Source organism: Herbinix hemicellulosilytica (assembly GCF_002904165.1).
Lineage (GTDB): Bacteria > Bacillota > Clostridia > Lachnospirales > Lachnospiraceae > Mobilitalea > Mobilitalea hemicellulosilytica.
The window spans coordinates 1-13,317 of the sequence record NZ_CVTD020000003.1 but is presented as its reverse complement, the minus strand read 5'-3'; the positions used below and the strand labels follow the sequence as shown (position 1 = coordinate 13,317).

13 protein-coding genes are annotated in these 13,317 nt (G+C 37.4%); 1 reads left to right on the top strand and 12 read right to left on the bottom strand.

All coding sequences use genetic code 11. The features are described 5' to 3' along the window. Positions 1-98: 98 nt before the first annotated feature. The 6 genes from rplT to HHT355_RS00235 form a co-directional block, all read right to left on the bottom strand. Positions 99-455 (bottom strand): 50S ribosomal protein L20, encoded by a 357-nt coding sequence (rplT, locus tag HHT355_RS00260; protein WP_103201460.1) that lies wholly within the window; start codon positions 453-455, stop codon positions 99-101. Positions 456-480: 25 nt separating this feature from the next. Continuing rightward, positions 481-678: a 50S ribosomal protein L35 gene (gene rpmI, locus HHT355_RS00255; RefSeq protein ID WP_103201459.1), complete on the bottom strand. Its 198-nt coding sequence runs from the start codon at positions 676-678 to the stop codon at positions 481-483. 171 nt (positions 679-849) lie between these two features. Continuing rightward, positions 850-1,344 carry a translation initiation factor IF-3 gene (gene infC / locus HHT355_RS00250; protein ID WP_103201458.1) on the bottom strand — a complete coding sequence of 165 codons (495 nt, stop codon included), beginning with the start codon at positions 1,342-1,344 and terminating at the stop codon, positions 850-852. Between the two features lie 430 nt (positions 1,345-1,774). Next, the gene (locus HHT355_RS00245; protein ID WP_103201457.1) at positions 1,775-2,383 is read right to left on the bottom strand and encodes an ECF transporter S component; all 609 of its coding nucleotides are present in this window, start codon (positions 2,381-2,383) and stop codon (positions 1,775-1,777) included. 211 nt (positions 2,384-2,594) lie between these two features. Further along, the gene (locus HHT355_RS00240) at positions 2,595-3,413 is read right to left on the bottom strand and encodes a CPBP family intramembrane glutamic endopeptidase (RefSeq protein ID WP_103201456.1); all 819 of its coding nucleotides are present in this window, start codon (positions 3,411-3,413) and stop codon (positions 2,595-2,597) included. A 107-nt stretch (positions 3,414-3,520) separates the two neighbouring features. After that, positions 3,521-5,959 (bottom strand): GH36-type glycosyl hydrolase domain-containing protein, encoded by a 2,439-nt coding sequence (locus tag HHT355_RS00235; RefSeq protein WP_103201455.1) that lies wholly within the window; start codon positions 5,957-5,959, stop codon positions 3,521-3,523. Between the two features lie 326 nt (positions 5,960-6,285). Here HHT355_RS00235 and HHT355_RS00230 point away from each other — a divergent pair, with 326 nt between their 5' ends. Next, the gene (locus HHT355_RS00230) at positions 6,286-6,996 is read left to right on the top strand and encodes a hypothetical protein (RefSeq protein ID WP_103201454.1); all 711 of its coding nucleotides are present in this window, start codon (positions 6,286-6,288) and stop codon (positions 6,994-6,996) included. A 192-nt stretch (positions 6,997-7,188) separates the two neighbouring features. Here the strand turns inward: HHT355_RS00230 and HHT355_RS00225 are convergent, their stop codons facing one another. The 6 genes from HHT355_RS00225 to argF all read right to left on the bottom strand — a co-directional run bounded on the left by HHT355_RS00225 (position 7,189) and on the right by argF (position 13,205). After that, a complete protein-coding gene (locus HHT355_RS00225; RefSeq protein ID WP_103201453.1) occupies positions 7,189-8,364 on the bottom strand; it encodes an ISL3 family transposase in 1,176 nt (391 codons plus the stop codon). A gap of 365 nt (positions 8,365-8,729) precedes the next feature. Further along, positions 8,730-9,812, bottom strand: a complete 1,083-nt coding sequence (gene asd / locus HHT355_RS00220) for an aspartate-semialdehyde dehydrogenase (protein WP_103201452.1) — start codon at positions 9,810-9,812, stop codon at positions 8,730-8,732. A 153-nt stretch (positions 9,813-9,965) separates the two neighbouring features. Beyond that, positions 9,966-10,937, bottom strand: a complete 972-nt coding sequence (gene dusB / locus HHT355_RS00215) for a tRNA dihydrouridine synthase DusB (protein ID WP_103201451.1) — start codon at positions 10,935-10,937, stop codon at positions 9,966-9,968. A gap of 15 nt (positions 10,938-10,952) precedes the next feature. Continuing rightward, complete coding sequence (locus tag HHT355_RS00210; RefSeq protein ID WP_103201450.1) at positions 10,953-11,729, bottom strand: type III pantothenate kinase; 777 nt, start codon at positions 11,727-11,729, stop codon at positions 10,953-10,955. Next, positions 11,729-12,091 (bottom strand): DUF6145 family protein, encoded by a 363-nt coding sequence (locus HHT355_RS00205; RefSeq protein ID WP_103201449.1) that lies wholly within the window; start codon positions 12,089-12,091, stop codon positions 11,729-11,731. Before HHT355_RS00205 ends, HHT355_RS00210 begins: the two co-directional genes overlap by 1 nt. Before the next feature lie 169 nt (positions 12,092-12,260). After that, positions 12,261-13,205, bottom strand: coding sequence for an ornithine carbamoyltransferase (gene argF, locus HHT355_RS00200; RefSeq protein ID WP_103201448.1), 945 nt, complete (start codon positions 13,203-13,205; stop codon positions 12,261-12,263). Positions 13,206-13,317: the final 112 nt, after the last annotated feature.

Sequence of the window (13,317 nt, the reverse complement as noted above, 5' to 3'; positions counted from 1 at the left end):
CAAAGAGCCCAAAATAAAAAGGCTGCACTCTTCCAGGCTTTTGCCCGGCAGAATACAGCTCATTTATTTATCCGTTATTTTATTATATTTTTCAGTTCTTACGCCAATTTGGATTTTGCTACTTCGGCAAGTTCTTTAAAGCCTTCCGCATCATTAACAGCCATCTCTGAAAGCATCTTTCTGTTGATTTCAATATTGGCTAACTTCAAGCCGTGCATGAATCTGCTATAGGATAAGCCGTTCATTCTTGCTGCAGCATTAATTCTTACAATCCAAAGAGATCTCATATCTCTCTTGCGCTGTTTTCTTCCTGCAAAAGATGAAGCCAGCGCTCTCATAACAGACTGTTTTGCAATTCTATATTGCTTTGATCTGGCTCCTTTATAACCTTTAGCCAGTTTTAATACTCTTTTATGTTTCTTTTTAGCGTTCAATCCGCCTTTAACTCTTGCCATTTTTATTCCTCCTTATAACCAATCCTTACAGATATGGTAAGATCTTCTTCATGTTTTTTACATTGGTCGCATCAGTTATAGCTGCTTTTCTGAGATTTCTCTTTCTTTTAGCGGATTTCTTTGTTAAGATATGGCTCTTGTAAGCCTTCATCCTCTTTAATTTACCGGTTCCCGTTTTCTTAAAACGCTTTGCCGCCGATTTGTTTGTTTTTAATTTAGGCATGATATTTCCTCCTTATTATTAGTACAGCTTATTTCTGCTTATCGCAGCATATATCCTGCTAATGCAGAATAAATACCGCCGATGCAGCATCAACCTGCCGGTGTATATAAATACTGCCTGTGCAGGTTTTAATACTACTGGCGTGGTGTATTTAAAATTGCTGTTTACTTTTTAACGTTTTTCTGATAAGACCATAGTCATGTTTCTTCCTTCCAGCTTAGCCGGTTTCTCTATCACTGCAATATCTTCCAGCTTCGCATAGAAATTATCAAGGATAACTTTTGAAGCAGCCGTATGTGCCATTTCACGTCCGCGGAAACGCAAGGTTACTTTTACTTTATCTCCCTTGCTTAAGAATTTCCGGGCCATATTTGCTTTCGTGTTCAGATCGTTATCACCAATGTTGGGAGAGAAGCGGATTTCTTTTACTTCGGTAATCTTCTGCTTCTTTTTGGCTTCTTTTTCTTTTCTGGCCTGTTCATATCTGTACTTGCCATAGTCAATAATTTTACATACAGGCGGTTTTGCCATGGGAGCAATTTTAACCAGATCAAGATTTGCTTCTCTTGCCAGTTTCAGGGCTTCCTTAGCTGACATAATACCCAGCTGCTCTCCGTTCTCATTAATTACGCGGACTTCCTTATCCTTGATTTGTTCATTGATCATTAAATCGTTAATAGTACTACACCTCCATAGGTTATATCACATTTACAGTTTCCGTTATCAAATCTTTATTTATATATAAAGATGATAAACTCATATACAATTAAAGGTGGATAATCCAGAGATTATCCACCTGCTTAAACCTGTTGATATTATGCTAAATACATACAATGCCAATTGTGTATAATTGGCAACTTCATAATAACCCGGTCACAGTAAATGTTTAAATTTACGCTATGGGTGAGAGATGGATACTCTTCTTTATTACACATTATTAAATTGTTACAGCTTAGATATTGTAGCATATAGTCCGAAGTCTGTCAAATATTTTTTTATTATTTATCGTACTCTTTCCTATAATTTTTTAATCATCTATATTTTTTGTAATTTTATCAATCCTTATATATCGGATATAAAAAGTTTTTTAACAGGGTTATGCTCTTGCAGCAAATACATCAATTGATTTGGATACTGCAGTACCTATAACCAAGCAAACAAGGGCTTCAGCCAAGGCATTAAAGCCTGCCAGAACAGCCGCCAGCATAAACGGGTTGATTTTTCCGCTAATTTCAACTACATTTAACCGTATCAGTGTATCGTAAAAGAAAATCATTAATGAAGTCAAAAATAAAACTGTATTTAATAGCGAACCTATCAGATTTGTCAGCGCATAGCTTATAAATTTTGATTTATCTATTCTTTTTAATAATTTAAATATAAGGCCTGTTAATAAACCCATAAATACCCTCGGTACCAGGCACGTAATAAATAAACCTATGGGATTTTCGCCAAGCAGTATAACTCCCAGAACATCCGGTCCAAAAGCCTGGGCAAAACTTGTAAGACCAAAGACCGCTCCCAGAACAGCTCCTCCGACTGGTCCGATGGTTATTGCCCCAATTATGACCGGCAAGCCTATTAATGTTACGGATAATCCGAATGACAGCTTTATATAACCTAAAGGTGTAAAAGCCAGCAAAAGGATTATGGCTGTAAACATTGCCAGTTGCACCATCTTTAATGTCCGTTCTTTTACTATCATAATATCCTCCTTTCAAATTCAGGCTGCAGCTTTACATAAGCTCAAAGCAGCATTATGTTCCTATAGGTAGGATTTACTTAAACATGAATAATTAAAAATACATAAGTAAATTTTGTCCTATTAGCTTACCGTCCCAAATATGGGTAAGGCAGCATCTCTATTTTTATAAAAACAAATTTCCGGGGTAACTTATTACCTACAAACTTAAATTTTAAATTAATATATTCCCCTTATCCGTATTGTTATTATTCTTTTCCCTATAAAAAAACAAGACAAAACCTGTTAGACCGCTAAGGAGCAGTAAACCTCCTAATATTACCGACATATATACTGATAAATGAATTCCGATATTAAGCTGCAGTATAAGAAATCCGGTACCGTTTATCAGCGAGTGGACAAAAACAGATGCCCAAAGTGTCTTTGTCTTCTCATATATATATCCCAGTATCAGTCCGATACCAAAAGCATATAAACCCTGAATAATATTCCAATGATAAATTCCAAACACTACCGCCTGAATCAAATTGGCGGCATAAAAAGGCAGTGCTAACCTTAAACGTCTGAGAAGAATACCTCGAAGCATCAGTTCCTCAATAACAGGTGCCAATATAACAACATATACCCCGGCAATAACCGGATCTGAAATAAAAATAGATCCAATGGTCTCATCATACCGTTCAAACAGGCTTTCAAACATCGGTCTAAGTAAGGTCAAAATACCTGAAAAAAACAACTGGCACCCTGTCCCGATTCCGAAATAAGCCAATATATATTTTATTTTAAAAACCTTTTTTAAATCCACCTGTTCTCTATGCCTGATACTCATAAACTTTTTGTACCATAAATTTAAAATAATAATAGATACCATAACAGCCAGTACCACAAGACAATAGTCTACTTGCGGATTTACTTCCCGAACACCTGTTATCAGAAAAAACAATTCATTAATAATCGTATAAATCAGCGAAACGGCATAAAATGCCGCAAAAGTCATCACAAGACCCTGTAAAACAATTAAAGTTTTTCTCATTATAACCCTCGTTTCTGTTTTTTACATGTAATAATGAGGCTGTCTCAAAACCTGATTAAACTGTCTGAGACAACCCCATATATGATTAAATTTAAATTTATAAATCGCTAACCAAGAATAACCTCAACCTCATGAAGCTTTCCGTCTCCGAACAGCGGAAGGATATTTCCTGATATTTCTTTATTGTCTACGGTTATTTTGGATACACCGCAAGAAACGTGATTAGGATTCTTAACCTTTATACGGTAAGTATCTCCACGGTACTGCCTGATAACGGTATATCCATCCCATGCCTTTGGTATGCAGGGATCTATCTTTAAACCGTCAAAATCAGGTTTTATACCAAGAATATATTGGGTAATCGCCACAAAATTCCATGAGGCTGTTCCTGTTAACCAGGAATTCTTTGCCTCTCCAAAGCGTCTTGCATCTTTACCGGCTATCATCTGTGAATATACATAAGGCTCCAGCCTGTGAATTTCGGAACGTTCTTCCACATATGCCGGTGCGATCCTTGTATAATAATCGAAGGCTTTATCGCCTCTTCCCACAATTGCTTCTGCTGCCATAATCCAGGCATTGTTGTGGCAGAAGATACCGGCATTTTCCTTATAACCGGCGGGATAAGTGGAAATTTCACCGTATTCAATATAGTATCGGGTATAAGCAGGATTAAGGAGGACTATACCGTATTTGGTCGCCAGTCTTTCCTCTACTGCATCCAAAGCCTGTATAGCCTTGCCGTCATTAAGCCCGCATCCTCCCATTATGCAAAAGCCCTGGGATTCGATAAATATCTGGCCTTCCTCATTCTCATGGCTTCCCACTTTTCTGCCGAAATCATCATAGGCACGTAAGAACCATGAACCGTCCCATGCATGCTCCATGATAACCTCACGCATTTTCTTTACTTCCCTGTAAGCACGGTCTGCTTCCTCTTTGTTGCCTATCTTTTCCATGAGCCTTGCATATTCCTCACCAATATGGCAGAACATTCCTGCTATCATTACGGATTCCGCAACTCTGCCGTCTTTATTGGTTGTGGTCTGGAAGGATTCTCCCGGCTCGGATGAGAAACAGTTCAAATTCAGACAATCATTCCAGTCGGCCCTTCCGATAAGAGGCAGTCCGTGAGGCCCTAAGTTGTTAAGCACATGGTCAAAAGATCTCTTTAAATGATCGGCCAAAGGAGTACTCTTTGATTCGTCGTTGTCAAACGGTGTCATTACATCCAATATGGAATAATCTCCGGTTTCTTTTATATATGCAACGGTAGAAAGGATCAGCCACAGCGGGTCGTCATTAAAATTGCTTCCTATATCATTGTTTCCTTTCTTGGTAAGAGGCTGATACTGATGATATGCCCCACCGTCCTCCAATTGTGTGGATGCCAGATCAATAATTCTTTCTCTTGCCCGATCCGGAATTTGATGAACAAAGCCTAAAATATCCTGGTTGGAATCCCTGAAGCCCATTCCTCTGCCGATACCGGATTCAAAATAGGATGCACTTCTTGACATATTAAATGTTACCATGCACTGATACTGGTTCCATATATTAACCATGCGGTTAAGTTTCTCATCATGGGATTCAATAACAAATTTAGACAACAAGCCATCCCAATATTTAGCCAACTCATCAAAGGCTTTGTCGACAGCTTCTTCGGTAGAAAATGCTTCTATCATTTTCTTTGCTTTCTTTTTGTTAATTACATTCTTGGCTTCCCATTTTTCTTCGGGATCATTTTCAACATACCCTAACAGGAATATTAAAACTTTAGATTCCCCCGGTTTAAGGTTTACTTCTACACAATGAGAAGCTATCGGATGCCATCCGTCGGCTATCGAATTGGTGGGTACTCCTTTAAATACCGCATCCGGATTATGAAAACCGTTATATGTTCCCATAAAGCTTTCTCTGTCAGAATCAAACCCGTAAACAGGTGCGTTGACAGAAAAGAAAGCGTAGTGATTTCTTCTTTCTTTATACTCAGTCTTATGATATATTACAGACCCTTCTACTTCGACTTCACCTGTACTGTAGTTTCTTTGGAAATTTGTCATATCATCCAAAGCATTCCATAAGCACCACTCTACAAATGAAAAAAGTTTAATTTTTTTCTCTTTTTCCGATTTATTCTCAACAACAACCTTATGTATCTCGGCATTGGTATTAAGAGGAACAAAATAGGTTATACCTACTTTTACTTTCCCGTATTCGCCTGTTATCTTTGTATAACCCATGCCGTGCCTGCACTCATAAAAATCCAAATCTTTCTTTACCGGTGCCCAACTCGGTGACCAAACATCTCCGTCATCATTTATATAATAATATTTTCCGCCGCCTAAATCCAGCGGGACATTGTTATAACGATACCTGGTTATTCTCCGAAGTCTTGCGTCCTTGTAAAAGCTATATCCTCCGGCAGTATTGGATATTAATGCAAAATAATCCTGTGAGCCCAGATAGTTTATCCATGGATATGGTGTCAGCGGCGTAGTTATCACATACTCGCGATTCAAGTCGTCAAAAAAACCGTATTTCATTCGGTATATCCTCCTTATCATATTATTTATACCCGCCAATAGCCATATTATATTATACCTGTTTAAGTATTTCAATAATAAGTCTTTTATTTAAAATCCCATATTTAGAGATAATCTGAAACCCTTTTTTACTGTAATATTTGAATATCTTTAATATATTTTTTATAAGTATTTTCTTTTTTTCTGCTAAAGCTTATGGTAAACTATACACTGACAAGAGAACTAATTTGCAAGTTTTTATCCGCTAATTTACTAAATAAAAATAATTGTACAACTATCAGCCGGAAACAATTATATTAATAAAAGCAAATTAAACGGAGGAAATTATGCCTAAAAAAACCAGGCTGGGCGATGATGCTGCAATTTACCAGCAAAAAAACACTCAAATGTCCGAAAAAGAAAAATTAAAGAATATGTCCTGGAAAGATAGGTTTGATTATATCTGGGAATATTATAAATATCACGGCTTAGCCATCGTTCTTGCCATAATACTTATAATATACACAGTGATTACAATTTTAAAACCCAAGACGGAAACCATACTGTATGCGGCTATTGTAAACAACCCTATACCGATTGATGTTTGGCCGGAATATAAAGATAAATTAACCGATTATCTGGAACTTGATCCTGAAACGGAAGATATATTCCTGAATTATAATTTTTATTTTAATACTACTTCCGACTATGAAGTTGGTATGCGCCAGGTATTATCGTATCATTTGGCCGCATCTGAAATCGATTTAATAATAGCCCCTTTGTCGGAATTTTCTCAATATGTTAAATTCGGATTTTTTGATCCCTTATCCGATCAATTGCCTACGGATTTATACAGCCTGCTTACAGATAAGTTTTATCTGTCAAGTACCGAAGACAATCCCAGAGTATCCGCCTACGGTATATATTTAACAGATACAAAGTTGTTCAGGGAATACTCCATTACTACCGAAGAGCCCTACCTGATCGGAATCGTAGTAAATTCAAAGTACAAGAAGAATGCCATCGAATTTATCAGATATATTTTCAGCGAAAAATAGATCCTATATAAAGCCGCATATGATAAGCCTCTATATATGCACGATTTTAAAGGCTCTTTGTCAAGTGTTGGGGTATGATATGTTTGAATCATGCTAAAACACTAGGCTTAGAGCCTATTTTTATGATTGACTCACCAATACCTGTTTTTGGGCATGACAAATAAACCTCGTGCCAGTCATATTTATTTTTATTTAATTGCAAGAATGTAAGATACGTGTACGAAATCTTTCAAAGTTTTTTATACCATATGATATACGCTTAAGTACCTTTATTTTATTATTAAATCCCTCTGTTACACCATTGGTTAAGCCATATTTAAATGCATTTAGTATTTCTTTTGACCAATGTCGGAAAGTTGCTGCACATTTTTTAAACTCTTTAATGCCTGAGTTTTCTGCATTCTTTATCCATTCAAATAATTCTTTTCTTTGAATAGAATACTTTTCATTATGACAAATATCATAAAACCATTCTTTAAGCATATGAGCTTTCCTTAAATCATCGTTATAAAGCAGCATAAGATCACAGGCTTTTTTATCTTCATCCTTTAACTTATAATACCTGGTAAGAATTAATTTACGGCTTCTTTTGTAGTATTTTCTCAAAGTAGGAGACATGGATTTTTGTATTCTTTTACGTACATTTTCTATTGCCCAGGTTACATGCCTTATGAAATGATATTTATCAATAATTACTACAGCATTAGGAAAATAACTATAAGCTAAATCAACATATGGCTGCCACATATCACAAACAAAGAATTTTACCCGATGCCTTTCATTACGATTCATTTCTCTAAAATAAGCAGAAAGATGAGATTGAGTTCTGTCAGGTAGGATGTCCATAATGTAATTCTTTTTAGGATTAACAATAATACATTGATATTTACCTGTTTCAGCGTTACCTTTAAATTCATCAATAGCAATAGCATCTTTCAAAGGGAAACTAGAATAATGAATAGTATCCAGAATTCTAGTGACCGTTGAATGAGATACATTAGATTTTTCAGCAACAGCTTTTATAGAAACCGAATTTCGTAATTCATTAGCTATGTATTGAGTAAGACGAGTGGTTCGTTGCTGATATCTAGCTAAAAAGGGATATTTTTCATAAAAACGTTTTCCACACTTACAACGATACCGCCTTTTTTTAAGAATTAGATAGCAGTCTTTGAACTGTAAAGGTAAATCTTTAATTTTTTGATAACGGTAATCATGTATCTGTTTAGTTTGTTGATGACAACAAGGGCAAATCTGTGTTGTGGCTTTTGTTTCAATATAAATTTTTAAATAATTATCTGCGTGGTTGATTTTTTTTACAAAAATACCTTCCAAATTTAATAAAGATGTGATATGCTTATTAAGCATATTTATTTACCTCCTGGTGGTCTACTTATTGACTGGCACTGGGAGGTTTTTTTATTATAAACTAAAATGCTGGGGTTGTGAACTAAATGATTCACTTACCCCAACATTTATTATAGAACCATTTTAAAACGTTATCCGTTTCTATATTAAAATACGGTTTCCCCAAAAAAAACTGCCGTCCAGTATAGCGGCAGTCTTTTTCTTGCAATTGACACCTTATTAACTTAAATTGGCTTTTAGCTATATTTGCTTTCATAAACGGATTTAGACACTCTTCTGTACCAATTAAACTTCTTAATTAATAACTTTGATTGATTTAATACTATATATACTTAGTAATTATTACAGACATATTTTCTGATTAATTATTTCTTGGTAATATAGCCCTGGGCTTTTAAAAGCTCGGCAATCAAAAGTGCTCCACCTGCGGCTCCTCGAACGGTATTGTGCGACAGGCCTATGAATTTGTAGTCATATACAAAATCTTCGCGAAGTCTTCCCAGTGTTACTCCCATACCGTTTTCATAATCCCGGTCAAACCTCGTCTGAGGCCTGTTATCCTCTTCAAAATACTTAATAAACTGTTTCGGCGCATTGGGAAGTGCCAACTTTTGAGGAAGTCCCTCAAATTCGTTCCATGCATTTATAATTTCTTCTTTTTGAGGCTTATTTTCAAAACTTACAAATACAGCGGCCATATGCCCGTCAGTTACCGGCACCCTGATGCACTGGGTAGTTATAACCGGTTTTTCGGCTTTTACTATCTTGCCGTCTTCAATCCTTCCCCAAATTCTTAAGGGCTCCTGTTCGCTTTTTTCTTCCTCCCCGCCGATATACGGTATTACATTATCCACCATTTCCGGCCAGTCGTCAAAATTCTTGCCTGCGCCCGAAATAGCCTGATATGTGGTTGCTACAACCACCGTAGGCTTAAACTTTCTTAAAGGATGCAAAGCAGGCACGTAGCTTTGAATTGAACAGTTCGGTTTTACGACAATAAACCCGCGGTTTGTTCCTAAACGCTTCTTCTGGAATTCGATTACGTCCAGGTGCTCCGGATTTAGTTCGGGAATCACCATTGGCACGTCTGGAGTCCATCTGTGAGCACTGTTATTGGAGACTACAGGGGTCTCAGTCTTTGCATAAGCCTCTTCTATAGCTTTTATTTCTTCTTTCGTCATATCCACGGCGCTAAACACAAAGTCAACGCCTTCGGATACTTCCGAAACATCATTGACGTTCTTTACAACAATTTTCTTTACTTTTTCCGGAATGGGACTTTTCATCTTCCATCTTGAACCCACAGCCTCTTCATATGTCTTTCCTGCACTTCTCGGGCTTGCGGCTATGGTTACCACCTCAAACCAGGGATGGTTTTCAAGTAAGGACACAAATCTTTGCCCAACCATTCCGGTACCCCCCAGGATACCAACTCTCAACTTTTCCATAGTCATTCCTCCGCTCTGTTTTTGTATGGCAGACATTTGTCTTTTTAGTAAATATACTATACTCCAAAAGCGGAAAAAATCAACTCTTTTTTTAAAATTAATTAATTTTCGTCATTTTAATCACAAAAATGTATATTTATTAAACCCCTTTGGTTATTTTAACATGTCAAAATATTCATTCAATAATATTTCAAGGTCTGTAAGGGTTTCTATTTCGTTAATCCTGCTCCTGAGTTTAGCCGAACCGGGATAGCCTGACGTATACCAGGCGACATGCTTTCTCATTTCCCGCATTCCCGTATATTCCCCTTTATAATCTACGATTAAACGGGCATGACGCAAAATCATATCCATAACCTCTGCAAATTCAGGCTTAGATATTAATATTCCTTCATTTAGATATGCCTTAACCTGTGCAAAAATCCATGGATTACCTCTGGCTGCCCTTGCTATCATCAGGCCGTCACAACCGGTCTGGTTAAGCATATTTTTTGCATCCTGAGGTGTTACAATATCACCGCTTCCTATTACGGGAATTGATACAGCTTCTTTTACCCGGCGTATAATCTCCCAGTCTGCTTTTCCGCTGTAGTACTCTTCGCGGGTTCTGGCGTGGACCGCTACCGCCGCCGCTCCGCTTTGCTCAGCTATTTTTGCTATTTCCACCGCATTGATTCTGTTTTTGTCAAACCCTTTTCTGATTTTAACCGTTACCGGCTTTTTTATAGCTCTTGAAACCTTATAAATAATTTCCCCCACCAATTTCGGATTGGTCATCAGGGCTGACCCTTCCCCGTTATTTACCACTTTGGGGACAGGACACCCCATATTTATATCCAGAATGTCAAAATCCATATACTCTATTTCCCTGGCCACCTCAGCCATTAAATCCGGATCAGACCCAAAAAGCTGTACGGCAACCGGTTTTTCTTCCTTGCTTACTTCAAGCAGTTTTATCGTATTTGAGTTATTGTATTTAATCCCTTTAGCGCTTACCATTTCCGTATAAACTAAATCAGCACCTTTTTCTTTGCATAATAAACGAAATGGCAGGTCAGTTACCCCTGCCATCGGACCCAGACACAACTTCCCGTCTATTTTAACGTTACCTATATAAAAGCTCATTAGTATCTCCTACCGTTATTTTACCTTTTTATTTTTTTCTGCTATAATCTTTAATCCTTTAAGTAGCAAATCGGGATCGTAAATGTCGATTACATCCGTATTGCTTGCTATTATTCTGCCAAACCCTCCGGTTGCCACAACCTTACATTTTTCAAGACCGGCTTCTTTAAGCATTTTTTTTATGATATATTCTGTCTGTCCGATGCAGCCGAATATGAGTCCGGCCTGCATGCTGGTAACCGTATCTTTTGCCAATATGGTGTCTGGCATAGCAATTTCTATTTCCGGCAATTTAGCCGTACCGGACCACATGGCATTGGCAGACATCTTTAGTCCCGGGCAGGTTACAGCGGCAATTAAAGATCCGTCTTCTGTAATTAAGTCATATTTATTGGCGGTCCCAAAGTCAGCAACAAGCACAGGGCCTCCGTAAAGCTCGTATGCCCCTACGGCATCAGCAACCCTGTCAGCACCGACTTCCTTGGGATTGGGTATGGGTATTTTAATTCCGGTTTTTATTCCGACTTCAACATTTAGAGGAGTTACTCCCAGATACTTCTTTATAGCAGAAGTAAGGGAATACATCACCCTGGGTACCACGGATGAAATAATAGCCGTATCAATAGCCGCAATACTTACTTTTTTTATATTAAGTAAGTCGGTCAATATCAGGCCGTATTCATCCGAAGTCCTGTTAATCTGGGTTGTCAGCCTGAATTTTGCTATGATTTCATCTTTGTCAAAAACACCCATAGTTATATTGGTATTGCCGACATCTATAACAAATATCATTAGGCTTCCTCCCGGTTTTCTTTTAATATCTCGGAGATATTTTCCTTAAGGAAAAATACTTTATAAAACAATTCCAGGGACTGAAGAAGTTCTTTTTTGGTCCTCTGCAATTCCTTTATTTTTAGTCCGCTTCCTATTTCATCAAATAAATAGTCTCCTTCGTCCGCTTCCACTCTAAAGAGCAGGTTTCCGTCATTATCAAATTCCAAAACCAGAATGCCTCCCACATCTTCCGTATAAAGGACGCACATAATCTTTAATTCTTTTTTTATCTGCTCAGGAAGCATCTGAAAATCTTCATTAAAATAATATTTTTTGTCGTAAGCACTGCTGGCGCACAGAACGACCTTGTCCCGGTTCATAAACAAATCTCCTTTATTATTCAGGTACCCAAATACTGATGTAAATATTCAGGTACCCGTATGTTTAATATTTTTGCAGTTTATGGTTTCTTATATATCCGCACTTATATTTATTACGTGTTTTATATGCCTTACTTATGTACTTATGCCATATAAAAATATTTACGTATCATGCCTGCCCGTTTCCAAGAGTGGCTACCATTACGGCTTTTATTGTATGCATTCGGTTTTCGGCCTCATCAAAAATAACTTTGCTGAAACGTTCAAAAACTTCATGGGTTATTTCGTTCCCTTTAACGGCCGGCAGGCAATGAAGCACTATAGTGTTAGGTTTACCGACCTTTTTAAGAAGGTCATCATTTACCTGATAAGGCTTTAACAGTTTAATTCTTTCTTCTGCCAGGGCCTCTTCACCCATGGAACACCAAACATCGGTATATACTGCATCCACATCTTTTACACTGTTCAAGTCCTGCGTTATTTCTATTATACTACCCGAAGCTTCGGCATATCCCTTGCAGATATTAACAAGTTCCCCTTCGGGCCACAAAGACTTGGGAGAGAGGATGGTAATGTCAATGCCCATTTTGGTACAGCCGATAAGCAAACTGTTTGCCACATTGTTGCGTCCGTCTCCGGCATACAATAATTTTAGCCCTTTCAGCTTACCAAACTGTTCTTTTAATGTCAAGAAGTCGGCCAGAATTTGTGTAGGATGATAAGTATCCGTAAGACCGTTCCATACCGGAACCCCGCTGTACTTTGCCAATATCTCCGCATTTTCATGAGCAAATCCCCGATATTCAATCCCGTCAAACATCCTTCCAAGTACTCTTGCCGTATCCTCTATGCTTTCCTTATGTCCAAGCTGAATATCATCCCTTCCTAAATATTCGGGATGCCCGCCTTCATCTATACATCCTATGGTAAATGCGCACCTGGTCCTGGTTGATGGTTTTTCAAAAATCAGGGCTATATTTTTTCCCTTCAGGCTGTTTCCTAAAATGCCTTTTTTCTTTTTCTCTTTAAGTTTTGCAGCCAAATCAATCAGATATTCGATTTCATCCGGAGTATAATCCTTCAATGTAAGAAAACTTCTCCCCTTTAAATTCATACTATTTCCTCCAATGTAATAAATTTATATTTATTCTGCATTTTGATTAATTATACATTATTTCAAATTTACCGAAATGTCAAGAAAAACCTGCCATGGCTTTTTATTTTTT